General features: G+C 36.6%; 22 protein-coding genes and 3 pseudogenes. 10 read left to right on the forward strand and 15 right to left on the reverse strand.

Annotated elements, in window-relative coordinates:
- Positions 1-40 precede the first annotated feature (40 nt).
- From WG932_RS05855 to WG932_RS05880, 6 genes and pseudogenes are all read right to left on the reverse strand, one after another.
- Positions 41-1250: pseudogene (locus WG932_RS05855) on the reverse strand (IgGFc-binding protein); the annotation flags it as partial.
- Positions 1251-2269: 1019 nt separating this feature from the next.
- Positions 2270-3634, reverse strand: coding sequence for a GntT/GntP/DsdX family permease (locus WG932_RS05860; protein WP_483087305.1), 1365 nt, complete (start codon positions 3632-3634; stop codon positions 2270-2272).
- Positions 3635-3702: 68 nt separating this feature from the next.
- Positions 3703-4344, reverse strand: coding sequence for a bifunctional 4-hydroxy-2-oxoglutarate aldolase/2-dehydro-3-deoxy-phosphogluconate aldolase (locus WG932_RS05865; protein WP_483087306.1), 642 nt, complete (start codon positions 4342-4344; stop codon positions 3703-3705).
- Complete coding sequence (locus WG932_RS05870) at positions 4313-5302, reverse strand: 2-dehydro-3-deoxygalactonokinase (protein WP_483087307.1); 990 nt, start codon at positions 5300-5302, stop codon at positions 4313-4315. Before WG932_RS05870 ends, WG932_RS05865 begins: the two co-directional genes overlap by 32 nt.
- A gap of 357 nt (positions 5303-5659) precedes the next feature.
- Entirely contained in the window at positions 5660-5965 is a 306-nt protein-coding gene (locus WG932_RS05875; RefSeq protein WP_483087308.1) for a hypothetical protein, read from the reverse strand.
- A gap of 23 nt (positions 5966-5988) precedes the next feature.
- A complete protein-coding gene (locus WG932_RS05880; RefSeq protein ID WP_483087309.1) occupies positions 5989-6783 on the reverse strand; it encodes a hypothetical protein in 795 nt (264 codons plus the stop codon).
- 761 nt (positions 6784-7544) lie between these two features.
- On the opposite strand from WG932_RS05880, the gene WG932_RS05885 reads away from it, so the two are divergent.
- Genes WG932_RS05885 through WG932_RS05910 form a run of 6 tightly spaced genes read left to right on the forward strand, consistent with a single transcriptional unit; the run spans position 7545 to position 12894 of the window.
- The gene (locus WG932_RS05885; protein WP_483087310.1) at positions 7545-8429 is read left to right on the forward strand and encodes a TonB-dependent receptor plug domain-containing protein; all 885 of its coding nucleotides are present in this window, start codon (positions 7545-7547) and stop codon (positions 8427-8429) included.
- A complete protein-coding gene (locus WG932_RS05890; RefSeq protein WP_483087311.1) occupies positions 8414-10522 on the forward strand; it encodes a SusC/RagA family TonB-linked outer membrane protein in 2109 nt (702 codons plus the stop codon). The genes WG932_RS05885 and WG932_RS05890 overlap by 16 nt, the downstream gene beginning before the upstream one ends.
- Positions 10489-10881: a hypothetical protein gene (locus WG932_RS05895; RefSeq protein WP_483087312.1), complete on the forward strand. Its 393-nt coding sequence runs from the start codon at positions 10489-10491 to the stop codon at positions 10879-10881. Before WG932_RS05890 ends, WG932_RS05895 begins: the two co-directional genes overlap by 34 nt.
- A gap of 13 nt (positions 10882-10894) precedes the next feature.
- A complete protein-coding gene (locus tag WG932_RS05900; protein WP_483087313.1) occupies positions 10895-11230 on the forward strand; it encodes a hypothetical protein in 336 nt (111 codons plus the stop codon).
- Positions 11221-12375, forward strand: a complete 1155-nt coding sequence (locus WG932_RS05905; RefSeq protein ID WP_483088585.1) for a RagB/SusD family nutrient uptake outer membrane protein — start codon at positions 11221-11223, stop codon at positions 12373-12375. The genes WG932_RS05900 and WG932_RS05905 overlap by 10 nt, the downstream gene beginning before the upstream one ends.
- Positions 12376-12390: 15 nt before the next feature.
- On the forward strand, positions 12391-12894 hold the full coding sequence (locus WG932_RS05910) for a hypothetical protein (protein WP_483087314.1): 504 nt from the start codon (positions 12391-12393) through the stop codon (positions 12892-12894).
- A gap of 394 nt (positions 12895-13288) precedes the next feature.
- On the opposite strand, the gene WG932_RS05915 is transcribed toward WG932_RS05910, so the two are convergent.
- From WG932_RS05915 to eat, 8 genes and pseudogenes are all read right to left on the reverse strand, one after another.
- The gene (locus tag WG932_RS05915) at positions 13289-13444 is read right to left on the reverse strand and encodes a hypothetical protein (protein ID WP_483087315.1); all 156 of its coding nucleotides are present in this window, start codon (positions 13442-13444) and stop codon (positions 13289-13291) included.
- Positions 13432-15792 carry a phosphocholine-specific phospholipase C gene (locus WG932_RS05920; protein WP_483087316.1) on the reverse strand — a complete coding sequence of 787 codons (2361 nt, stop codon included), beginning with the start codon at positions 15790-15792 and terminating at the stop codon, positions 13432-13434. Before WG932_RS05920 ends, WG932_RS05915 begins: the two co-directional genes overlap by 13 nt.
- Positions 15793-16115: 323 nt before the next feature.
- Positions 16116-17363 (reverse strand): aldehyde dehydrogenase family protein, encoded by a 1248-nt coding sequence (locus WG932_RS05925; RefSeq protein ID WP_483087317.1) that lies wholly within the window; start codon positions 17361-17363, stop codon positions 16116-16118.
- Positions 17354-17479, reverse strand: coding sequence for a hypothetical protein (locus tag WG932_RS05930; RefSeq protein WP_483087318.1), 126 nt, complete (start codon positions 17477-17479; stop codon positions 17354-17356). Before WG932_RS05930 ends, WG932_RS05925 begins: the two co-directional genes overlap by 10 nt.
- A 2-nt stretch (positions 17480-17481) precedes the next feature.
- Positions 17482-18224, reverse strand: a pseudogene (locus tag WG932_RS05935) (gamma-glutamyl-gamma-aminobutyrate hydrolase family protein).
- A 3-nt stretch (positions 18225-18227) separates the two neighbouring features.
- Complete coding sequence (locus tag WG932_RS05940) at positions 18228-19205, reverse strand: iron-containing alcohol dehydrogenase (RefSeq protein WP_483087319.1); 978 nt, start codon at positions 19203-19205, stop codon at positions 18228-18230.
- Between the two features lie 215 nt (positions 19206-19420).
- Positions 19421-20784: pseudogene (locus WG932_RS05945) on the reverse strand (glutamine synthetase family protein).
- Positions 20781-22115, reverse strand: a complete 1335-nt coding sequence (gene eat / locus WG932_RS05950) for an ethanolamine permease (RefSeq protein ID WP_149394149.1) — start codon at positions 22113-22115, stop codon at positions 20781-20783. The pseudogene WG932_RS05945 and the gene eat overlap by 4 nt, the downstream one beginning before the upstream one ends.
- 478 nt (positions 22116-22593) lie before the next feature.
- On the opposite strand from eat, the gene WG932_RS05955 reads away from it, so the two are divergent.
- The gene (locus WG932_RS05955) at positions 22594-23211 is read left to right on the forward strand and encodes a deoxynucleoside kinase (protein WP_014022409.1); all 618 of its coding nucleotides are present in this window, start codon (positions 22594-22596) and stop codon (positions 23209-23211) included.
- On the opposite strand, the gene WG932_RS05960 is transcribed toward WG932_RS05955, so the two are convergent.
- The gene (locus WG932_RS05960) at positions 23208-23852 is read right to left on the reverse strand and encodes a DUF7255 family protein (RefSeq protein WP_014022410.1); all 645 of its coding nucleotides are present in this window, start codon (positions 23850-23852) and stop codon (positions 23208-23210) included. The genes WG932_RS05955 and WG932_RS05960 overlap by 4 nt on opposite strands.
- A gap of 459 nt (positions 23853-24311) precedes the next feature.
- Between WG932_RS05960 and WG932_RS05965 the strand changes: the two genes are divergently transcribed.
- The 3 genes from WG932_RS05965 (at position 24312) to WG932_RS05975 (ending at position 25139) form a co-directional block, all read left to right on the forward strand.
- Positions 24312-24650, forward strand: a complete 339-nt coding sequence (locus tag WG932_RS05965) for a hypothetical protein (protein WP_149394150.1) — start codon at positions 24312-24314, stop codon at positions 24648-24650.
- 67 nt (positions 24651-24717) lie between these two features.
- Complete coding sequence (locus WG932_RS05970; RefSeq protein ID WP_483087320.1) at positions 24718-24906, forward strand: hypothetical protein; 189 nt, start codon at positions 24718-24720, stop codon at positions 24904-24906.
- Positions 24907-24926: 20 nt separating this feature from the next.
- A complete protein-coding gene (locus tag WG932_RS05975; RefSeq protein WP_483087321.1) occupies positions 24927-25139 on the forward strand; it encodes a gamma-glutamyltransferase in 213 nt (70 codons plus the stop codon).
- Positions 25140-25142 lie beyond the last annotated feature (3 nt).

Below are 25142 nucleotides of genomic sequence, written 5' to 3' on the forward strand. Positions count from 1 at the left end.
AAGCCAAGTTTCCAGAAATATTATGTGTTCCTTGAGAAACTTCTACCTGTGCTCCGGCAAAGGTAGATCCGGGTATATCTGTAAAAATATCCGGGCTCAATAAACTTCCATTCAAGGTAATATTACCCTTTTGGGAAATAGGTACTACCAGATTTATATAATGTTTGCTAAAACCGGAGACGGGTGTACTTACCGTATAATTATTTTGAAATTGCTCAAAGGGGGTATCAACATCATAAATGGATCTGAAGTCACATTATCGACAGCTTGACTTTTAGAAAACTGTGCAACTAAAATGGCTTGATTGGCCATGATATTGGCAAAAACACCATTTGGAATATTAACTTCTTTAAATTCTCCTCGATTAAGTGAAAATTTCTCTTCAAAATTGTTCGTTCCGTCAATAGAAATAACCGTACCATCTTTAAAAGCAACTATTCTTAAAATATCTCCACCCTTTCTCGTAGCTAAAGGAACCGTACCAAAAAACTGACCCAAGGAAAGTGCTGGAGGCATTTGCTCAATAATAAAGTCACAGGTTCGGGCTTCTATGCCTACATAGGAACAGGTATGTCCACTGAAAACGGCTATTGGATTATTGGAAGATATAAAAGTCCCTGTTAGATCCCCATTAGAAACTGCAGAAGACAATTGAAAAATCTCTCCCTTATTAAGATTTATTTTGAAAGGTATACCTTTTTTCTGTTTCTAGTATCGCTGGCAGGAATGATAGTTATTTCTGTTTTGTCCAGTGGAGCAACAATTCCTAATAAAGAATAGGAAACTGTCCTATCAGTAATCAATGTAGTGTTCGACATAACTACATATTCTTTCCCTAATACATCAGTAGGAAGCCCTAAAAATGCATCGGTTGAATAAATCCTTTGATTAAGCCCATATACAGTGATCTCATTTTCTGCAATAATATGAACACCTTTTTGTGAAATTTCTTCTTCATCTGTTGCTAATATTGAAACAGGTAGATCTATTTTAGTAATTTCTCCAGGAACAACAGAGAAAGCAATCTCAACATCATTTGGCAAATACACCCATCCTTTAGTTCCGATATCACCTGTTATAAATAAATCGGGATTAATCCCTATATTATCTAAATTCCGGTTAAACATTAACCAAAATTCCTTTCCCTTATTATCGGGAATCCCATTCTGAGAATATACTAAGCCCATTGGCAGTATAAATAGCAGAAAAATAAAGCTTAAAACACTGTAGGATTGTTTCATAACATACATATTTATGGGTTATATATAAATAAATATATATTTAAAAATTAATACAACAAACACAACAACATAGTTTTTAAATATTTACACAAAAAAACACCTTTTATATAATCAAAAAAATTGCATATTATGGAGCTAACAACTAACTAAAAAAAAGGCATGAAATAGCTATAAATTAATAGATGGGTACCCCTATTTATTAAATCATAAATTATTTATCATTTATTTAAAATTTAATAATATTTTAAATTAATAATTATGATTTATAAAAATAGAACAAGTTAACAAATATCCTAAATTCATTCTATTTTCCATTTTTTTTATCTAAAGTAAAAATCATTATTTTACCTGAGCTCCAATTCTCAATTCTACTTCCAATAGAAATACTTAAAATCCAGTTATTAATAAATCTCTAAAATATCTCATTTTTATTATTCAAAAAGTCTGAGCGAATAAGTAGGAAATTTAAACTTTTAAAATGAGAATAAATCAGTTCTTTCTTTAAACCTATATAATAAGTAAAGTAGAACTATCATGTATCAGCTTACACTTGCAAATAACCAATATGGCCTTCTATCGGGTGTTTAAGCTCCACTTAGAACAATCCCAGTCATTTTATTGATATTTTCACCCTAGCAATTAGAGAATACCTTGACACAATAACTGGTTTAAGGCAATTACCAATCAGACTAATTTACTCGGGATTAGATCATTTGAGGTACATGCAAAAACCGCCTTTACCTATTTAGAATTAATTTAGGCACCTACAATAAAAAAATAAATTGACCTGAATTAAGCAATTGGCTTTCCTTTACCTAGTGATCCGTTTGGGCAAACGCATTAATCAAGTAACTAATCCTATTTATGAATCAATTTTCATGCAGTCATATTTACCAGAAATTAAGCCCCCCACTCCTCCTTATTACTAAGAATAATGAATTGGAAAATTGAACAAATAAGAATGGGCTCTCCTTTTTATAAAAGGCCAATTCAAAAGCACAAAACAACACCTATAATTTAAAGGGTACTTAGGGGATAAGAAACGAAAGGGATAACACTATAAGAAACCCGGTTACGGAGATTATTGTTTCTAATGTAGTCCATGTTTGTAAAGTTTCTTTCTCACTTATATCCAGGTATTTCTTAACCAACCAAAAACCTGAATCATTGACATGAGATAAGATACATGCGCCTGCTGCTATGGCAATTCCAATTAAGGCTTTGTGTGGATCAGACATATCCATATCTATAATTATTGGAGAAATCATACCTGCAGCGGTCACCATGGATACAGTTGCAGAACCTTGAATTATCCGAATAATGACTGCAATTAAATAAGCCATCACTATAGGGGCCACATTGTAGGCAATAAAAACTTCTGCAAGTGCTTCCCCTGCACCACTTTGTACCAGGATTTCTTTAAACATCCCACCGGCACCTGTAATCACAATAATAAGTCCTGCTGGAGCTAAAGCCTTGTCGGAAAACTCAAGCAATTGCTTGGCTTTGTATCCTTTTCTATACCCTAAGAAATATAGGGCCACTAGTGTAGCTATGGTCAAAGCAATAAAAGGGTGTCCTAAAAACTGCGCTACTTCTAATAAATAATTATCTCCATTGATATGGCCGGTTTCTACCAATAAATTGGATGTAGTAGCAATGAGTATTAATAATAATGGAAGAATAATTATAAAAGCTATTAAATAAAAGTCTCTTTTAGAGGCATTACCGGTAGCTTCATCCTTAAATTCTATATGCGAGGGTACCGGCACAATTATTTTATTAGAAATATACTGACCAAATATAGGTCCTGCCAATATCGCACAAGGCAATCCTACTATCACTCCAAAAATTATCATCCAGCCCAAGGGTGCATTCAGTATTTCTGCTACTGCCACCGGTCCCGGTGTTGGAGGTATAAAGGCATGTGTAACCGCCATGCCTGCTAATAAAGGGATTGCATAATGTAACAATGAATTGCCGGATTTATTAGCTAAAGCATAAACCAATGGAATTAAGATAATAAATCCTACATCCAAAAACACCGGTATAGAAACAATAAAACCCGTTAGCATCAATGCCCAAGAAGTCCTTTTTTCCCCAAACCCCTTAATTAAAAAATGAGCCATGGTTTGTGCACCCCCGGAGACCTCTAACAATTTTCCTAAAATAGCTCCAAGACCAACAACAATGGTAATAAAGCCTAAAATATCACCCATGCCTTTTTGAAGACTACCTATAAGTTCCATAAAAGGCATGCCCGATGCTAAACCTACAAAACAACTGGCCAATAATAAGGAAATAAAGGCATGCACCTTTAATTTCATCACCAATACCAACAACAACAATATAGACAAAGAGGTAATAATAAAAAGATAGAGCGTTTGATCCATGGGTTTATTAAATAAAATACAATTGGGGAAATATAAAATAGCCGAAATAGCAGAATTAAGACGGTATATTAATCAGTATCTTGGTAGGCTTTTAAAAATTGACTTAGGTGTTCTTGAAGACCTTCCCAATCTTTGTTCTGTAAGAAAGTTTTTGGAACCACTGCACTTCCTACACCAACACCAGTTGCACCTGCTTTAAAATAAGTAGAAACATTGTCCTTGGAGACACCTCCGGTAGGTAACAATTTAATACTATCCAAAGGGCCTAATAAATCTTTAATATAACCGGGGCCCAAGGCCGAAGATGGAAATACCTTGATTATATTGGCCCCTAATTTCCAAGCTTTATAAATTTCTGTTGGGGTAAAAGCTCCCGGGAATACCGGGATTTGGTTGGTCACGCAATATTGAATTACCTCTTCATCTAATATTGGAGTAACAATAAACTGTGCTCCTGCAGCCAACGCGGCATGTAAGTCATCCATGTCACAAACAGTACCTGCACCAATATTCAGTTCCTCTCCAAATTCTTTGACCAAGCGAGCAATATCTTCAGTGGCATTCTTTGAATTCAAGGTGATTTCCATGGTGGAAAGCCCTGTAACTTTAAAACAGTGGGCGATTTGAAGCAAATCATTACTATCTAAATTTCTAAAAATGGCTACTATGGGAGCTTTATCAAAAGCTTCCCAGGAAAATGTTTTTTTCATTGTTTATATTTTGATTCAATATTTGAATTTGACCATGAATGACAGATTTTCGGACCCATTCTTCGGGTAAAACCTCAGCATGAAGCCCCAATGTTTCCATTCCTATCACATAATTTGGATGCAATTTTCCTTCAGAACATAGGTAAATGCAAGAATCCTTTTCTTCCACCAAATTACTCAGTTCATTTCCAATCAACAAACCGCTTAAATAATGAAAGTTTTCTTCTTTAGAATATCGACCAAATAATTCGTTTGTTCTTGCCTTAAAAAGCACCGATAATAAAGCACTTGACGCCCCTTCCTTAACTCCAACTTCAAATATCTCTTTGTACTTTTCATTGGAGTTGGATTTTACACTTTTTGATAATATACTCTGATACGCCATTAACTGGAAAACCTCACCTGTCATGTAAGTTTTGAAGTTGCTAACCTTATATCCTTCTACTTTAATGTGCTTAGAATGAGTGCCTGGAAGAATGAAAATCCCATTGCCAGAAAAATTCTCCAATTGTCTCACCACACCTATGAGCTGTGTCTCCTCTCCCCTCATAACATTGTCAGAACTCCTTAGTCCGGACACCAAAAGCAAAGAATAATCAAAATCTTCAGACATAGGGAAATATTCTAATCCCACCGAATTTCCATTTACATCTATAGGCAGATCAGAATAAGGCAGTTCCTTTATTCCTATGCTGGAGGATGCCATCCCTGAGCAAACGATCAACATCCCTTCCAAATTGACTTGAAGGTTCTCACTCATTTGCCTAATCTCCTTCTTTAATTGGTCAAAATAAAATTTTACTCTGTTTGCCTCATTTCCTGCTTCTATGTACTTATTAAATGTAGTTTGTATTCCGGATTCATTTACATGCTCACCTTCTATTCTTGCATCATTTAAATTGACAATCCGTAATCTAAAGGAACTTGTCCCCCAATCACAACTTAAAAATTTCATCATGTTTTCTCAAATTTTATCAAAGCCCCGATTTACCAAAAACACCTTCACTCTGCTACCCCGAATAGGTAATATCAATGAAAATTAGGTTGATTGACTTTTAAAATTAGCTAAAAATATTATTTAATACTTGAAAAGTATAATGATTTAACCTACCGAAATGAATAAATACCAAATTCAATATTGATTTGGAGGGAAAAATATTTGTAATAGAGCTATTTGGCACCTATGAGTAATTCAATAGCCGTTTATTTGAATAAGCTTTTTTATTACATTTTTTGGAGTAAAAAGCTTAAATATGAAAAATTAATACTATAACTAAAATGATATTATTACCACCGATTTCCAGAAATCCAACCTTTACTTCTCACTATCTCCTTTAAAAATCCCTTCGAAAAAGCCCGACTTAGCCTCCTCTTCCTCTATATTTCCTAAATCGATGGATTGCTCAATCGAGGGCCTTAAAGCTTGAACAAAAGCATTTCTCAATATTATCATAATTGCTTGACCGGTATGTATATTGGGGTTTTCGAAAGTATTCTCTATGGTAATTTTTGAACCTAATTGGTCTTCTTTTTGGTTTTCAAACAACTCCGCAGCTCCTGCAACAAGAGTTTCCCACAAAATTTGGAGCACATTGCCTTCTTCTTTGTTCCACTGTACCACATCTAAATCTTTGATTAATGGTTTTACATATCCCTTGAAGACACCTTCCTTTGCAGCAAACTCTGTAAAGACATTAAATTCTCCTTTTTTAACATCAAAATTTCCGTAAGCCCTAAAAAATCATTTAACCCTACCAAGTTCACATTTTCAAATGCAGCACTCATATCAAAAGTAGGCTGGTCGGCTAATGCATTTAACTTCACATCTAAATTGAATACTCCATCATATGCTCTACCATTAGCGTTAAGGGAAGATGGTAAAGAATCCCCTTCCACAGGATCATTGGTCAAATGAGTTGCCAAAATATTTAAATCCTTAATAAAAACATCCACTTTAGGGCTCGATAAATTATCGATGTAATGGACTTCAGCTTGGTTGATCTCAAACCTATTGATGTCCAAAGGCATTAAATCTCGAATTAACCCTCTAAGATCGGAAGTATCTTGCTTAACTTCCGGCTCAACACTTGGTGTATGAACAAAATTCAACTTAGGTTGATCTACCAAAAGCTCACCTACAACTTTCCCCTGAAACAATGCCTTCCAATGAACAGATAAGTCAATCTTAGGGCATGAGAAAAAAGGAACAGTATCTATAGCAGCAGTTTTATTTGTATCCCTTTTTAAAATCTCAATTCCATCAATTACATATGCACCTCTAATCAAAGCGATATCTATGTCCTCCACATGACCTGTATATTCTTCCATGTCCTTTAACTCCTTATTCACGAAATGAAGTACAATACTTGGTAGAAATAATCTTAATAAGAGCAATAAAAATACAACTATCCCTAAACTAATTATGGTCTTTTTACGCATCTGATTGTTCGATCTAAATAAATTAAAATGGTACTATGATGCTTAGTGAAACTAAAAAGGTATATTGGTTGAACTTCATTTGAATTCATCCAAAGCAACAAAAAAATCCCTTCTCTTTTGGATCATAAATGAAACAGGTTCCTCTATCCAAATTACCTAGGAAATTAGGAACATTTTTTTCACTTCGCTACATCAATACTTGAATGATTTTTCAAATACCATGCCGAATGTCAAATTAATCTATTCTGAAATACACATTAACCGCCTAGAACATATTTTGTAAATAAATTAAATTTAAATTTCATTTATCGTAATTTATGCTTTTTCAAAAATATTAACACATTATTAACACATATAACCTATTAAAAGCTTTTTTCTATATTATTAGGGTGTAGAATGGGGAAATTTTAGAAAATCAATAAATATACAATTCTTTAAAACCTACTAATTTCAACCCATTAATTTCACCAATTCCATTATATCTTTTTTATTATAAATTATTTTTTTATAATTACCAATTATAATATTATTATTTTTCTTATCAATCCTTGTATTTAAACACTATTATTAATCTACGAAATATATAAAATCAGTCTAAATGTAAACGTTACCATAAATCTATTTTAGAAAATTATTCGAATAATGTAAAATTAAAGACTTCACAAATCAGAGATTATTAAAACAGACACCATTTAAACATAGACGAAAATGAATACTATATAATTATTTTATTATCTAATTTAACTTTAAACCCAAATGCTATGAAAAAAAGTATACTTCTACGGCAGATTGTACGTAGAAATTTATTCACAGGTATCCTACTTGCCACCTTGACCGGTAGTACCATGTCAATTAACCCGGCCTTGGCAAACCCGGATTTCAGTTCATCTGCCATCCTCAGAAGCGAACATGAATCATCTGAAAAATTCCTCATTGCCGATATTACTATCAAAGGAGTTGTTACAGATATTGATGGAGAACCACTGCCGGGAGTAACAGTATCAATACCGGGTACTTCCGTTGGAACAGTTACAGATATTGATGGAAGTTATTCAATGTCTGTACCTGAAAATGCCACATTGGTTTTCTCATTCATCGGTTTTGAGAAACAAAGTATAGCTGTAGGAAGTCGTACTATACTGAATGTTACATTAAAGGAAAACATTTCGGCACTAGAAGAAGTAGTGGTAATCGGTTATGGTACTCAGGAAAGAAAAGACATTTCTACTGCAATTTCTTCCGCTTCGGCAGAAGATCTTAAGGACAGGCCCTCCTCTAATTTTGTACAGTCCTTACAAGGGAAAATGCCAGGAGTAAGAATTTCAAATAATAATTCTGCACCTGGAGGAGGTTCAAACATTGTGATCAGAGGGGTTAGTTCAATTAATGCGAGCAACAGTCCACTGATAGTAATTGATGGGTTTCCGATTAAGGATGGTTATAATAAAACTGAAAACCCCTTAAATTCAATCAACCCTGCAGATATCGAATCCATAGAAGTTTTAAAAGATGCCTCATCGAGTGCGATTTATGGTACGCAAGCTGCCAATGGTGTTATTTTAGTTACCACTAAAAAGGGAAATCAGGAAAGCCCAGCATTTCAATCAATGCAACATCAGGGATTCAATCCATGCTTAATAAAGTAGAAGTATTGAATAGAGATCAATTTTTGCAAATGATGGATGAATCGAGGGCGGCAGCCTATGTAATAGAAGATCCAAATTTCGGCACCAACGATCCGGAGGCCCCGCTTTGGCAATGGACAGACTCTGATGAAACAAGAATCAGTAATTGGACCAATTACTCCCAATATTCGGCAGGCATGCAAGACCCTTATCAAATGTTTTACCGTTGGATTACCGTCACCGACACCACAAAAAACAGTCCATATAATACCGATTGGCAGGATGTAATAACTCAAATGGGTAAAACAAATGACATCCAACTTTCCGCATCCGGGGGAACAGAAGATATTACTTATCGAGTTTCAGGTGGTTATTTTAATCAAGAAGGCATTGTAAAATCTTCAGGATATGATCGTTTTTCCTTTAGGGCCAATGTAGACATGAAAGTGAATAACTACCTAAAATTAGGTTTGATGTTGGCTCCTTCCTTGGAAAACACACAAGTATTGGCCAATACTGAAGGTGGCAGCACTAGAAATCCATTTTATAACGCATTAGGATTACCTCCTATTTGGGCCCCTACAGATGAGAATGGCGTCCCTCACTATTATGGAACAGAAGCTACTTATGAAAACCCATGGTTTTGGAATTTAGATTTTGCCGTCAACCCTTTGGCCAATTTCCAAATTGAAGACAAACGAAGAACAGTAAAAAATCTGGCTACTTTATATACAGAAATCAATTTAATAGAAGGTTTAACCTTTCGGTCAGAATTTCATACCCAATTTAGGTTTTGGGAAAGAAACTATTTCCTTCCAAACTCCATGCCTACAGTCACACAGCCGTTTTCAAGGTCTAGGGGAATTAATCAGGTCACCTCAAGCTTTAACTGGAATTCTCAAAACTTCCTGACTTACACCAAGAGTTTTGATGCCCATTCATTGAACGCTATGGTGGGGTACTCTGTAGACGAAGCCAGTTATAGAAGTACTTATATCAATAAGTACGATTACCCTACAGATTTGATCCCTACATTGAACCAAGGGACCACCATTGTAAATGCTCAGAATGATGCCCGAACTAATCGATCAAGCGAATCCATGATTGGTAGTTTTGCTCGAATTATATATAACTATGACAGCAAATATTATTTTACTGGAAGTATCAGAAGAGATGGTTCTTCCAAATTTGGTAAAGACAACAGGTGGGGCATTTTCCCTTCCATGTCTGTCGCTTGGAGAGCTTCTGATGAAAATTTCTTTGAACCTTTTAGATCTGTAATAAATGATCTTAAAATTAGAGGAGGTTGGGGAGTAATCGGAAATGCAGGCATAAGTAATTACCTCGCACTTAGCACCTTGAATTCAGGAGCCTATGTCTTTGGTTCCGGATCTACCCTTGCTCCTTCTTATGTAGACGGAAAAGTAGCCAACTCATCTTTAGGATGGGAGGAGACCACAGATTTCAGTTTGGGTACAGATGTAGAGCTTTTTGACAGTAGAGTGATGTTAAGTGTAGACTATTTCCATAGACTCACAGAAAACATGCTATTTAATCTACCACTCCCTGTGGTTACCGGTTTTAGCTCCTTTATGGCCAATGCAGGTTCTATGAGAAACCGAGGTTATGAATATGCTATTTCTACAAGAAATATTGATGGAGTCTTTACTTGGAGTACCTCTGCCAACCTCTCCTATTACCGAAACAGGGTTCTTGATATTGGCAAAGACAAACGACCGATTATCAATAACAACGGATATACTGCTGAAAACAGACCTTTGGCAGGGATATGGGGTTATTCGAACCTTGGTGCATTTGATGATTGGGAGGATGTAAAAACCTCTCCAATTTTTAACCCACAGCAAGCTTTGTGGAGCAAACGTTCCAATCCTGGCACGCCAAAAGCTGCAGATGTCAATGGAGATGGTATCTTGGACAGCAATGACCAAACCGTGATCGGACAAAACAACCCCTCTTTTGTCTGGGGAATGACCAATAACTTTGGCTATAAGAATTTTGATTTTTCCGTGCACGTCAATGGTGTTCAAGGGGAGACCTTTCTATGGTTGAATTTGAAAGTATGCTTGGAAGAGGTGGAGGAAGAAGGAGTATGACCACTGAATATTTCAATAATTACTGGACTCCAACCAGAACTGACGCAGCCTATGCTTCTCCTACAAGAAAAAGTGCAGATGGCTCAAGTGTATCAGGTAGTCTTGTTTTTAAAGGAACATATATAAATATTCAAAATGTAGTTTTAGGGTATACTTTACCCAACGAAATTGCACGTAGAGCAAACATTAATAATTTACGAGTTTATATGAGTGTACAGAATGCTTTCTTCTTTACAAAATATCCGGGTTATAATCCTGAGGTAAACTTTCAAGGAAATTCTGCTTTGTCTCAAGGTATAGACAGAGGAGCATATCCTTTAGCCAGGACAATCAGTTTAGGAATCAACTTAGCATTGTAAACAGCTCTAAATCATGAAAAAAACAATAAATTTAATTATTATAGTTAGTCTCCTCTTTTCTTGCTCAGAAGATTTTCTTGACAGACAACCGGAGGATGCACTTTCAACGGGGGTTTATAACAACCCCTCAGAAATAAAAGCCGGATTGGCGGCCTGTTATGCCCCTTTTCAGAATATTTATTCCCGAAATCAGGTGCCTCAATATTTAGAAATCTCTTCTGATGATGGCAAAGATGTATTATGGCAAAGCAATGACTATTTATTGAAAAAAACACTGGAAATTCTCGTCCTAATTTTTGGAGAGACCATTATAAAGTCATCGTCAATTCCAATAATATTATTGATATAATTGAGGATTATACGCCTTTGAATGCTGAAGAGGAAAACCTAGTAAAAGTTTATCAAGCAGAAGCCAAATTCCTTAGAGCCTTGGCTTATTTTAACCTTGTAAGGCTTTATGGGGATGTTCCGAAGGTGGTTGACAGGTTAGATGATCCCAACCAAGCCATAGGCATTGGAAGAACTTCAAAAGACGAGATTTATTCTTCTGTAATCATACCTGACTTGGAAGCAGCCATTGAAGGTTGTTTGAAGAAAGACGATGGTGGTTTACAAGGAGAAGAAGCTAGGGCTACCAAAGGAGCTGCTTTGACAATCTTGGGAAAGGTTTATTTAACTATCAATAACCCTACAATGGCAGAAGCTATATTGAAAAGACTGATTGTAGACAAAGAGGCCGGTAATTATTCTTTGCTAAGTAATTTTGAAGAAATTCATCAACCGGACAACAAATTCAATGAAGAATCTATATTTGAGATCAATTACAATGCTGCCTTAGGTCAACCAAACTTTCTCTTTAAATGGATGACCAATGAAAATGGATACTTGTATGGAATTGCTTCGGGTGGTGGGCCGATTGTTATGTTCAACTTTATGAAAGAATTTGTTGAAGACAATGACTGGATTGATGAACCGGATTGGTCCAGATACAATGCTACCTTGGATTCAGGAAAGCTGGAAGGTGGCAGTCCGGAATTACAACCCTGGCCTAAAAAGTTCACTCCAGAAACAAGCACCCTAGCACAATATAACATCACAGGAACAGATTTCAACTACATGGTCACAAGATATGCAGATGCATTGTTGATGTATGGTGAAGCATTGGTAGCAAATAATAAAGCAAGTGAAGCCCTGCCCTACTTTAATATGGTGAGGGAAAGAGCCGGTCTAAAAGGTTTAACTGTGGACCAACTCGATATCGAACAAATTTTACACGAAAGAAGAGTTGAATTGGCTTTTGAAGGCCATCGGTTTTTTGATTTGGTGAGAACAGGTAAAGCTGTAGAAAAGATATCTTGGGCTTTAATGAATGTCGTTGGTTTTGATGCCAGAATATTTACAACAGAACCCATTGAAGAATACCAGCTCCTGCTACCAATACCGGTGGCTGAGATCCAAAAGGATGCTTCACTCAATCAAAATCCCGGGTACTAATAAATAATTAAGAAAATGAAAAAGATATATAATTTAATTTTATTGGGTTTCCTAGTCCCATTTACTCTTATTTCTTGTTTACAAGAAGACATTGTACCTAACCCAACAGTACAAAGTGTAGAAATGTATATGGAGGATATCGAAGGAAATGATTCATTGATAACCCAACCTACAGTAAACAAATCTTTTCGCTTTGTGGTGAAAACTGATGCGGACATCGCTACAGTATGGCCGGGAGGGGAACGAAGAATAGTAAAGAAAGTGAATACTGAAACCGATTCTTTGGATATGTTCGGTAATCCTGTGCTTATTGTTAGCGATTATTACTCAGATTATGGACTCGTTAAAGCAAGAGGTTTTAAGACTGCCTTGGGGGAGACCGGTTGGTATACCAGCTATACTTATAAAGAAATCGGAGAATTTGATGTCACCATACTAGTAACCAACCATGGTTACAATAGTGCAGATTACAAACAAGTGGTTTACGAAGCAGGAAAAGTAACTGTAGTAGAAGAATAAATGATTTATTTAACCCGAATTATGAAATAGGATTTCTCCACTCTGATAATAGTCAGGGGTTAAGCCTGTCTCTTGTTTATGGGAAGGCTGCAATCGAAAGAAAACAATCTGTTTGGAGGTTTTAGCATAGCACTATTATGGTGAACTTGAAAGCAGCAACGATATGGCTGATTTTGAAGGGATTTCAGCACGTATTAAATTGTCTATTGATTATTTCGGGTTTAAAGATGACCTAATAAAAAAAGACCATTTCCATATAAGGAAAAGGTCTTTTTTTAGGCTAGTTATCCAAATATTTACTTATTTAATTCAGGCTTAAAATTAAACCAATTGAATCATTTTTATAATACTTGAAAAATCCGGCTTGGATACTTAACCCTAATTTAGCAATAAACTAACTCAGATTAATGGACATCTCTCCACCCATCAGTGGATCGGAAATACTGTCCTTACCTAACTCTAGGCGTCCACAGTACCGGCGACTGAATGCATCATTTCCATCTGCAATCAGGGTAAAATCATACCAACCTTGACTTTTTACGGTTGGCACACGAACTGGCTTTTTTCTCCGGGCTTTAAATCAATGGTTTTTTTACCGTGCTGATAGGCATTGTCTGTCACCTTGATTGATAACATTGTATTAGAAAGGTTTTCAATATCTAGCTTATATATTCCGGTCTTATTATCACCCCCATCCGCAGTATAAGAAGATACCAAAGACAATTGGGGATCATTTTTATTACCCTTAAACTCTCTATAATACCCATTTGGACCATATACCTGCAAATGATACAACCCACCTTCGAAAGCATCCAAAGGCCATTCATAACCCAGTTTATCTCCGGGTTTGACTGCAAATGACCAATTCGAAGCTGTTTCAAATGCATTGGTTGTAGGGTTCTTAAATGCACCTGGAGCATAGATTAGAAACGGCGCTCCTAGCGCTTTGTCTCCAAATTTCTTATTTGAAGCCTCTAAATTTAGAACGATAGCTTTCCTGGAGGGATTAATCTCCCCATCTACATACAATTCATAAGCAAGTGCATTAGAGGGTTTCGTGCCAGGTTCTTGTTTTGGGAGAATAGGAGACTGTAAATGACTGTTATTAACCTGACTCACTTCACTTTCAGTTAAAATTTTAAAATTGTCAGGAATGTCCTTATAACTTGCATTAAGAATTTTCTTCACATGGCTTTCCATGGTTAGGAAATTGGGAAGTTCAATCTTTTCTCCGTTGAAAGGCCTGAATACTGAGGTTAGATCCCCACTTATCGTCCTCCTCCAAGAACTGATATTTTCCTCTCTTATTTTTTTCCCGGTTTTGTGGGATAAAAATTTCTCCATAAACATAATGGTAGAAGAAATATCACAGACTTCCGAGTTGACCCATCCCCCTCTACTCCATGGCGATGCCACAATTAAAGGCACTCTATATCCCAAACCAACCGGACTTTCACGAACATCTTCCGGATCCATTCCCGGATAATTTTCCTCTTGTTCTTTGAATACAAATTCCGTTCTCGCATCTACTCCTTTGGAAACCTTACCTGCATTGGGATCATTCGGTTTTGGTGGAACGAAAGGAGGAACATGATCAAAGTATCCGTCATTTTCATCATAATTAAGAATGAAAATTGTTTTCTTCCAAACCTCAGGATTTTTTGTCAGAATCTCCAAAGCTTCTGAAACATACCAAGCCCCGTACCAAGGTGCACTAGGGTGATCAGAGAAGTTTTTGGGTGCAACTAAATACGAAACGGTAGGAAGATTTCCGGAGTTTACATCCTTTCTGAATTCATGAAAAATATCCCCTTTGGGTATTTTGGTTGCTCTTTTTTCACCGTCTTCTTCATATTCCAAAATCTCTGTCTTGTGATAGTCGGGATCAGCGATATTGGTAGTGAAAGCACGCTGATGCATTTCCTTCTCCTTTGGTGAAAGCTTATCAAATGCTTCAGGTCCAAATTTCTCTATGGATTCATTGACGAAGATAAGAGCTTCTTTTTTGGAGGCAATTTCTTTTTTAATATCCTCTTTATCTGTTTCAACTGCATCCTGAAGTGAAGCCTCTAACTTTGCAATCTCTATAGGAAGGTTTTTCTGTTTGTGCTTTAAAAATTCATAATGGCCCGGAGTATAGCGAACTTCAAATTGCTTGAACCATTCTAGGTTATTGTCCGTAAAGTTTGCAAGCCAAGAACTGTCATCTCCCTTCAACATGGTTGGTAAGCTTACCTCATTTTGGTAAACCTTCCACGAAATACCATTGTCTTGTAGCCGATCAGGAAATGTTTTCCAGTCAACTTCCTTACCATAAGTATGCTCCCCATTCCTAACCAAAGGTTTTTCACCAACATTCCCAACAGTTTTCCCTGCCCAGTGATAATTTCGGTTGGTGGTAGTTCCGGTAAGTGCTCCACAAAAATGCTGGTCACAAACGGTAAATGCATCTGCAAAGGCATAGTAAAAGGGGATATCCTGCCTTTCATAATAGCCCATGGTCATGGGAACATGTTTGTATTCTTTTCTTCCAGGTCTTTTGGCCTCAATCCAACCGTCATACTTTCCGTTATTTCGGGCGTCTACTTGATTTTCCCATGAATGAGGAATATCACTCATCCATGTCGCTTTGGTCTCATTTATATTAAACCTAAAAGGGGTAAAAGCATTTCCGTTCTTGTCACGTTGGATCCAAACTTTGTCTTTGTTGGGCAATGAAATGGTTCTTGGGTCATTGTATCCCCGAACTCCTTTTAGTTTACCAAAACAATGGTCAAAGGAACGATTTTCTTGCATCAATAAAACTACATGCTCTGCATCAAGAAATGTAGTGCCCGGTTCCGGATTAATGGCCATGGCTTTTTCTATGGAAGCAGGTAAAACTCCCCATAAACCCATTCCACCGGAAAAAAGCGCTGCTTTTTTAGAAAATCTCTTCTGTTCTCATTCATAATTGAAATACGATATTAAACACATTAATTAAATCTCAAACCGGATTCAGGTTGTCGTACTAACTAAGGGAAAATCAATAAGCTTAAGTATCCAAATATTTTTCCACTTATGGGTAAAATTATAATTTTACTGTGAAAACCTTAAAGATAGATTATTGTCAAATGGTTAATTCTCCACTTAGCCAATGGTTTTTCAATAAGCGAACTTAAATGAAAATCAAAAACATTTTCACCTAAACTACAGCTTATTTGGCCTTAAAAGTAAGAAAACTAACCTCTCAATTGGTAAGCTTTAGGCTGGGTAAAAGCCCTAATTCCCATATAAGATAAAGTCACTCCAAGACCTGAATTTTTTCTTCCTGTCCATGGAAGATTTGGGCTAACCCTATCACAACAGTTGACATAAACAGTTCCCGTGGGCAAACCTTCTAACAACTGCTTGGCCCGTGATTCATCACCTGAGAATACTGCTGCTGTAAGTCCAAAGGAGGTATCTTTCATCAAATTCAAGGCTTCTTCGTCATTTTTCACTTTTTGAATGCCTATAACAGGCCCAAACGACTCTTCCTTCATAAGGTCCATACTGTGATTAACTTCGGTCAGTACTGCCGGTTCCAGGTAATAGCCTTTTTCTCCCCATTCTTTCCCTCCAATAAGTAACCTGGCACCTTTTTCTTTGGCTTCAGCTATTTGAGATTGGATAAAATTCAACTGATCTTTCCTAGTGAGGGCTCCTATAAAAGTATCTTCAGCCATAGGATCACCGATTTTATAAGAAGAAACCTCATTGACGAATGCATCTACAAACTCATCATAAATAGCTTCATGAACATAAATTCTTTCCACTGCACAGCAACTTTGACCATTATTATAAAAAGCTCCTTCTGCTGCATTGATGGCAGCTTGTTTCACATCTGCCACATCATCCATTACATACAAAGGATCTTTTCCTCCCAGTTCCAGTTGAACTGGAACAAGTTTTGAGGCCACTTTTTGGGCAATGTACTTTCCGGTTTTATAGGACCCGGTAAAAAAGTAGCCATCTAGGTCTGCCTCTAGCAATAACTCCCCTACTTCAGCGTCCCCTAAAAAGCATTCAAAAACATTCTTAGGAATTCCGGCTTCCCAAAGCAATTCTTGAAATTTTAGACCTGTAAGGGTTGCATATTCTGATGGCTTATAGGCCACCGCATTACCTGCTAACAAAGCATATAAAAACACATTGTATCCAACATTGTATGGGAAATTCCAGGCAGAAATATTGGCAATCACACCCAAAGGCTCAAAAGAAATTTCTTCTCGCGTATCTCCTTCTGCAGTGATGACTTCTTTCTTAAGGTATTTGACAGCATCTTTCTGGATATGCGTTATTCTATTCTGCGCACCCTTAATTTCATTTTTAGCTTGCTGAATGGGTTTACCTGTTTCAGAGGTTAAAATAAATGCCAATTCCTCCAAATTGTCCATTACTAAATCACCGTACTTTTTTATTATGGCAATTCTCTCTTCTATAGGCACACGTGCCCAAAAACTTGCCCTTCTCTTAAAGAAGCAATTTTGCTACTAACTTCAGCGGCAGTATCTTCTTTTAAAGTCTTTAAAACTTCTTCGGTAGCAGGGTTGATTATATCCATTCCTATTGATTTTTAACTTTTTCTATAAAATATTCATACAGTTTTAACGGGTCAAGCAAGGGAGCTCCTTTGCCTACAGAAAACTCGGGATGCCACTGCACTCCTAGGACATTTCCAGCTTTATTTTGCAGAGCTTCTATGATCCCATCATTTTTACTAACGGCCAATACCTCTAAACCTTTCCCTACGGTCTTAACACCCTGATGATGAACAGAATTTACTATTGGCTGATCAATTCCATCATATACCAAATCCAAAGTTTTACCTGCTTCAAAAACGATCTCATGAACCAAAGCATCGTATTTTTCCGCATCTCTGTGCTGCATAGCATCAGGATTTTGTGTAATGATATCTTGATATAGGCTTCCTCCAAAAATACATTCATCAATTGAAATCCCCTACAGATTGCCAATACAGGTTTGTTATGCTTTACAGCATATTCCATGATTCTAAGTTCGTATGCATCTCTATAAGCATCACCCAACCATTTGCCGGGCACTATGGGAGTTTCATTATAAGTCTCCGGAGCCAAGTCTGTTCCTCCTTGGAAAACAAACCCGTCCAATTCTGCCAAGATTTCCTCTAGTTGCTGCATGGGCAAGTCCGGAATTAACACCGGAAGTATGCCTTTTTGAGACACATAACTGAACATATCACATTCAACATAAGCCAAATTTTTAGGGCCGAAAACAATTCTAGAAGGCTCCTTATACATGAAGCAAGCACTTATTCCAATTTTAAGCATATGTTATAAGGCCCCTTTATAAATGGTTCTAAAATCAAGCTCAGTAACCGGTTTAGGATTATTAGGATGACAAAAGTCCGCAATTGCAAGCGATGCCAAGGTATCAATATGATCTTCTTTTACCCCTATAGCGGAAAGTTTTGAAGGCAATCCCAAAGTTTCATTTAAATCACTTATGTACTGGATAATTTTTTTACCATCACCTTGTTTTAAGCCTACCATTAGTCCCATTTGCTCATACCTATCTTCAAATCCTTCATAGTTAAATTCAAGTCCATACGGTAAATTAATGGCATTGGCCAAACCATGATGGGTATCTAGTAGACTTGACAAGGGATGAGCCAAGCTGTGTACAATTCCCAAACCTTTTTGAAAAGCTATGGCCCCCATCATGGACGCCATTAGCATTTTACTTCTAGCTTCCAAATCAGGTTTTAATGTAGCGGTCTCTATGGATTCCCCAATCAGCTTAATACCTTCTAAGGCTATCCCACTACACATAGGATTCCAATTTTTAGACAAATAGGCTTCAATATTGTGTGTCAAAGCATCCATACCCGTAGCTGCCGTGACAAAGGCAGGCAAATCCATGGTAAGTTCAGGATCTGCAAATACTATCTTCGCCATAAGTGTGGGAGCAAATAGTATTCTTTTCTTTTTACTTTCGTCTTCAGATATAATGGCACTTCTTCCTACCTCACTTCCTGTACCTGATGTGGTGGGTACAGTAACAAAAGGTGGAATAGGCTCCGTTACGTATTTATCTCCACCAATTAAGTCGTCATAATCAAATAAATCTCTATGATGATTTATGCTTAAGGCGATAGCTCTAGCCACATCTAAAGCCACTCCACCTCCAATGCCTACGATAACATCTCTGTCAGTAGACTGATACGATGCCTTACCTTTGAGTACATCTGTCTTTACAGGGTTTTTGTGAACATCAGAAAAAACCTCTACAGACAATCCTGATTGGCTCAATTGTCCTACTATTTTTTAAAAAAATCAAGCTCTTTAACAATAGGATCAGTTACCAAAAGTGGCCGATTCAATTGATTTTGTTTTAAATAATCAGGTAATTCACTGATAACACCTACACCAAATCTTATGGCCGTAGGAAAACTGAAATTATATTTTTGAAGAATATCCATTATAATAAATGAAAACTAGAGTTATTAAATGTATTGAAGTCGAAATTAAATTATTTCAAAATAACGTTTCCTTTCCCAATCAGTAACATTAGAGGCAAATTCCCGACATTCCCATTCCCGAGTTTTGCAAAAATGATCGACAAAGGACTCACCAAACAATGACTTAGCAATGCTTGAATTTTTCATGGCTTCCGTAGCTTCTTTTAGTGAGGAAGGAATCGAACCATTGGAATAATCTTCATAACCATTACCGACGGTAGCAGGTTTGTCCATCGTCAGCTTATTCCGAATCCCATATAATCCTGAAGCCAAGCAAGCGGCCATGGCTAGGTATGGGTTTACATCAGATCCAATAACTCTTGTTTCTAATCGAGTAGATTTGGCTCCTCCGGATAAAATCCTTAAGGCTGTTGTTCTGTTGTCCTTTGCCCATGTCAATGTGGTAGGTGCCCAAGCTCCTTCTACCAACCTCTTGTAGCTATTAATGGTAGGAGCAAACATAGGTAAAATATAAGGTAAACATTTCAGTTGCCCTGCCACATAATGACGCATGGTACTACTCATTCCCCACTCTGCATTGCCGTCATAAAACAAATTATTTTTCAAGTCCTTGTCCCAAATACTTTGGTGTACATGCCCCCCATTCCCAGGCAATTCCTCAGACCACTTGGCCATAAAAGTGGCCATAACGCCGTGTTTGTAGGCAATTTCTTTAACGCTACTTTTGAATAAAACCGCACGATCTGCTGCCAATAAAATATCACTGTATTGTATTGCAGCTTCATATACTCCGGGACCAGTCTCGGTATGCAAACCTTCCAATGGTATGTCAAACTTGTGACAGAGATCAAATAAATCATTAAAAAAATCACTTTTTAATGATGATCTTAAAATGGAGTAGCCAAACATTCCCGGTGTCATGGGTTTGGTGTCGGCGCAATTATTGCTTCCAAAACCATCCGGTGTAACTTCAAAGTTAAACCATTCAAATTCCTGCGAAAATTGTGGGATAAAACCGGCATCAAGTGCTTCTTTTTGCACATTTTTTAGCAAGGTTCTCGGACAAACCAATGCCCCATTATCTTTGTCATTACTAAAATCTGCCAAAAAAATGGAAGGTCATTTTCCCAAGGTATTTTTCTGTAGGTAGATGAATCAATATTTGCTTGGAAATCGGGATATCCGGTATGCCAGCCGGTTACAGATACGTTATCGTAAGATTTATCTTGCATGTCCCAACCAAATACTACAGCACAGAATCCTAATCCTCCATCCAATATAGAAAAGAATTTTTCCAAAGAAACAACCTTGCCACGTAGGACTCCATCAATATCAACTATGGCTAATTTAACCTTATTAAATGAACTGTTTTTTAAACTTGATTTGACTTCTTCTTTACTTAATTTCATGAAGTTTTTGTCTTGTTAAGGAATAATACAAAGAATAAATAAGCCCCCAATAGCATCGCGAAAAACAACAAGGCCAGATTAAAGTTATAAATAATCATGGCAATCAATGAAAGGCTTGCGATGATCAAAGCAACCATAGGAAACAAAGGATAATAAGGTACTTTAAATGGCCTATCCAATTCTGGTTCATTTTTTCTAAGCTTGAGAAAAGCAAGCATAGACAATATGTATAAACTTAAGGCACCAAATACAGCAATAGTAATTATCTCCCCGGTTTTACCCGTGAATAAAGCAATGATACCGATGATCATATTAAAAATCAGGGCATTGACAGGAGTTTTAAATTTTTTATTCACCGCTCCTATGGCTTTGGGAGCATATCCTACTCGCCCAAATTCAAAGGTGGTACGTCCCGCGGCCAGGATGATCCCATTAAAAGAAGCTACAAGCCCAAAAAGAGCAATAAAGGCCAACAGATGGTAATAGATTTGGTTGTCACCCGTGACTAGTCCCATAGCCAAAGGCAAAGGAGAATCAGAAGCAACGCCTGAATCATCAGGATATACAATGGCTTCCCAGCCACCAACACCAACGGCCGCCATAAAAGTAAGCACACATAAAATAACCAAAGTCAGTAAGGCAAAGCCAAATCCTTTCAAAATATTTTTTTGTGGATTAATGGTCTCTTCAGCTACATTGGCCACACCTTCGATGGCCAGAAAAAACCAAATAGCAAAAGGAATGGCGGCAACTATACCCATGTAGCCATTGGGCAAGGCATTGATTTGAAGGTTTTCTACCCTGAAGGCTGGCAATGTAACACCTGCAAAAAACAACAATCCCAAAACGGCTATTATTGTGATAAATAATTCAAAAGTAGCTGCCACTTGTAGACCTACTATATTTAGACCGGTAAAAATCAAATAAGCAACTATCCCTATCAATAATGCGTCCAACTCAGGGAAAAATATTCCGAAATAAGCTCCTATAGCAGAAGCGATTGCAGGTGGGGCAAAAATAAATTCAATGTTCTGGGACATACCCGCCAAAAACCCAAGGTGTTTTCCCAACCCCCGTTCAGCATAGGAGAAGGCACCTCCGGCTTTGGGAATCGCACAGGCCATCTCCGTGTAACTAAAAGTAAAGGTGATATACATTATGATAATGAAAAAAATGGCGATTCCAGCGCCTAGTGTCCCCCCTTCTGCAAGTCCTAAATTCCATCCAAAATAATTTCCTGATATAACATATCCAACACCCAAACCCCACAACATAAATGGGCCTAATGTCTTCTTTAATTGTTGTTCATTTCCTTTGGATTCTTGATTCATATAAAGTTTACTTTTGGATGAGAAAATGGGCCACGATCAAACTATTCCTAATTTGAAAAAAACCAGTCAGCTAACAATAGTTTGATTTTTTAAAAAAAAGGCCTCCTAAAATTAAAAATTAATTTGAAATAACATGGGATTGATCAAAATTAATTAATGAAAAATATGCCTTTAGAAAAAAATTAGAGGGGATTTTAAGTATTTTCCGAAGAATTAACCTACTTATTAAGACAAGACTAGTATTAAAGGGTTTTTAACTTTTTTCTTTCTCTAAATCAGGTATTAATATTGCATTCGATTAAACTCATTAACCAAATTAGAAAGCCAAAATGTCATTTTTATCTGGCTCAAGTAAAAATGAAGCTCATGCCAAATGATTAATCGGCTTTTCTTTTGAAACTAAAGGAAACTTGATTTATGAGTGATAGGTTTGGTGATGGTAAGGTATTTAAATTCTAAAACCTAAAACAAGCAAAAAATGCATATTGCAATTTCAGGAAATATTGGAAGTGGTAAAACTACATTGGCTTCAAAACTTGCCACACATTATGGTTGGCAAATAGAATTTGAATCAGTTGAAGAAAACCCTTATTTGTCAGACTTTTATGGAGACATGCCAAAATGGGCTTTCCATTTACAAGTTTACTTTCTTCACAGCAGGTTCAATCAGGTAAAACGAATCCAGGCCAGCCCAAATTCCACTATTCAGGATAGAACCATCTATGAAGATTCACACATATTTGCGGCCAACTTATACGAATCAAAATTGATCAACAAAAGAGATTATGAAAATTACAAGATGCTCTACCATTCCATGATAGATTATATCAATCCTCCGGAATTACTGATTTTTTTAAAGGCTGACATTCCTAAATTAGTAGATCAAATTGAGAAAAGAGGTAGGGAATATGAACGTAGCATTCAAATTGCCTATTTAAAAAATCTAAATGACCTCTACGAAGATTGGATATCAGGATATAGACTGGGAAAGCTTTTAGTTATAGACGTAAATAATATGGATTTCGTCCACAACCCGGAAGATTTTTCTACCATTGTGGGTAAAATAGATCGGGAAATATTTGGCTTGTTCAACTAGTCCATTTTTCTGGCTAGCCAAGTACCTACTGATTTCAAGGTTTCTTTATTTGGTCGTAATAATAACTTATCAATGCGCTGCAGCTTTCCTCCTATCATAAGATTTTCATAGGCAGGAATTCTAATTAGTTTGTACCCTAATAACCTACTAACCAAATCATATTGTAAATCATTGTAGGCATTTAGTTTCCAACCCGCAGCACCATTTCCAGAAAGATCCGGTGGAATTTCTGATTTACCAAAACATTTTGAGGCAATTGGTGGGCCATTCCAAACCCGATCCTGAGCCCCTGACAAAAGACATTCTCTTTCAAAAGTCCTACACATCCGCAAATAGCTCCCATGCCAAGAAAAACTGAAGGTCTCATAAACATCAGCTTTTAATGTTTTAAGCCGGTACCTGTTGAAATGATTAGCATCATCAAAAAGAAATAAAAACTTCCCAAATTTAAAGTCTAACTTTAATTGATTCAGCAAAGGAAAATCTCCGGTTCCTTTTAAATCATTGTACCCTTCAGAAAGTAACTCCTCTCCCTTCCCTTCAATCAAATTTCTTTTAAATGGAATATTGATAGCTGTTTCACAGCGAATCTCAATTTCTTCCAAGGCATTAACTAATTGATCAATTTTTTGTTGGTGCATCAGCTGACTCTATTTTTTAAGGGTAAACCAGAAAATATGGAAAGACTACTCCTTTTCTATTCTTTCTTTTAAATTAGGTTTAGAACCCGGGAATGTGGTTTTAGTGGACATATCGTAACCAATCCACAGCATTATAGCCAAAAAAACGATCCCAAAAATGAGAAAAATCAATTTGTTTCTATTCATTTTTTCTCTGAATTTTATTTGCAAAACTAATCAAGTATTTGACAAAATAGTTCCCTCCAAACACATACTTTTTTGGCATTTATATTCGTTTACCGAATGAATATTACAGTTTAAATTGAAAGCCAAGGAATTTAAAATTTTAAGATCAAATAAATAATTTCTAATAATATGTGAAAATGTACCATTCCAGTCCTATTTTTGCATTTGGAATAATTTACCTATATTATTCATTGCATAGTTTCGACAACCACCACTTACAATAAAACCAATTTTATGTACAAACAGATCAAACCCGATATGATCTATCATTATTTCGATGAGGATATAGAACTTATCCATGAAATCATAGAGTTGGTTCTGGAATTGAATGTACAAGATTTAAAAACCTTATTACCTCTTTACGAGACGGGACAGCTAAGTGCCATCAAAAAGAAATTTCATAGGTCTAAACCTATATTCAGTCTCTTAGGAGCCAACTTGGTAAATAAAAAAATTAATGCGCTTGAAAAAGAAATAACGAATAATTTCCCGGATATTTATCCAGATTTTTTAAAGACGCTAGATGAATTAGAACAAGATTTGCATTTTTTCCTAAAAAGTACTCCTCATTAATTTTTATAATTATTCTTAACTAGTATATTTTAAGAAACGATTTAACTCAACAGGTTTACAGGGATTTATGGCAAAATATTCTTTTTCTTCAGGCTATCGACCTTTTATATTAATTTTATTATTGGCAATCGGATTTTCCTGTAAGCCACAAAAACACCAAACCGGATTAATAGGAAATAAGGCCATGGTGGTCAGTGCACACCCCTTGGCATCCGAAGTAGGGAAAACCATTTTATTGAAGGGGGAAATGCAGTAGATGCCGCCATTGCTGTCCATATGGCCCTTGCTGTTGTGTACCCACAAGCCGGGAATATCGGCGGAGGTGGATTTATGGTCATAAGAGAAAATGATGGGACCGTCCATTCTTTAGATTATCGGGAAAAAGCCCCCATACATGCGAGCAGAGACATGTATCTTGACGCCCAAGGAAATGCCCTACCTGAAAAAGTCAAAATGGCCATTTGGCTTCCGGAGTTCCGGGATCGGTAGATG

This window comes from Cyclobacterium sp. SOCE241 (assembly GCF_056867545.1).

Bases quoted from the DNA above. Each gene is read 5' to 3' on its own strand.
- WG932_RS05910 (WP_483087314.1), top strand. From the start codon at position 12,391: ATGAAAAAGATATATAATTTAATTTTATTGGGTTTCCTAGTCCCATTT.
- WG932_RS05965 (WP_149394150.1), top strand. From the start codon at position 24,312: ATGTACAAACAGATCAAACCCGATATGATCTATCATTATTTCGATGAG.
- WG932_RS05975 (WP_483087321.1), top strand. From the start codon at position 24,927: ATGGCCCTTGCTGTTGTGTACCCACAAGCCGGGAATATCGGCGGAGGT.
- WG932_RS05865 (WP_483087306.1), bottom strand. From the start codon at position 4,344: ATGAAAAAAACATTTTCCTGGGAAGCTTTTGATAAAGCTCCCATAGTA.
- WG932_RS05895 (WP_483087312.1), top strand. From the start codon at position 10,489: ATGCTTGGAAGAGGTGGAGGAAGAAGGAGTATGACCACTGAATATTTC.
- WG932_RS05885 (WP_483087310.1), top strand. From the start codon at position 7,545: ATGAAAAAAAGTATACTTCTACGGCAGATTGTACGTAGAAATTTATTC.
- eat (WP_149394149.1), bottom strand. From the start codon at position 22,115: ATGAATCAAGAATCCAAAGGAAATGAACAACAATTAAAGAAGACATTA.
- WG932_RS05860 (WP_483087305.1), bottom strand. From the start codon at position 3,634: ATGGATCAAACGCTCTATCTTTTTATTATTACCTCTTTGTCTATATTG.
- WG932_RS05970 (WP_483087320.1), top strand. From the start codon at position 24,718: ATGGCAAAATATTCTTTTTCTTCAGGCTATCGACCTTTTATATTAATT.
- WG932_RS05880 (WP_483087309.1), bottom strand. From the start codon at position 6,783: ATGCGTAAAAAGACCATAATTAGTTTAGGGATAGTTGTATTTTTATTG.
- WG932_RS05890 (WP_483087311.1), top strand. From the start codon at position 8,414: ATGCTTAATAAAGTAGAAGTATTGAATAGAGATCAATTTTTGCAAATG.
- WG932_RS05900 (WP_483087313.1), top strand. From the start codon at position 10,895: ATGAAAAAAACAATAAATTTAATTATTATAGTTAGTCTCCTCTTTTCT.
- WG932_RS05960 (WP_014022410.1), bottom strand. From the start codon at position 23,852: ATGCACCAACAAAAAATTGATCAATTAGTTAATGCCTTGGAAGAAATT.
- WG932_RS05930 (WP_483087318.1), bottom strand. From the start codon at position 17,479: ATGGATATAATCAACCCTGCTACCGAAGAAGTTTTAAAGACTTTAAAA.
- WG932_RS05870 (WP_483087307.1), bottom strand. From the start codon at position 5,302: ATGATGAAATTTTTAAGTTGTGATTGGGGGACAAGTTCCTTTAGATTA.
- WG932_RS05955 (WP_014022409.1), top strand. From the start codon at position 22,594: ATGCATATTGCAATTTCAGGAAATATTGGAAGTGGTAAAACTACATTG.
- WG932_RS05920 (WP_483087316.1), bottom strand. From the start codon at position 15,792: ATGGGTTTATGGGGAGTTTTACCTGCTTCCATAGAAAAAGCCATGGCC.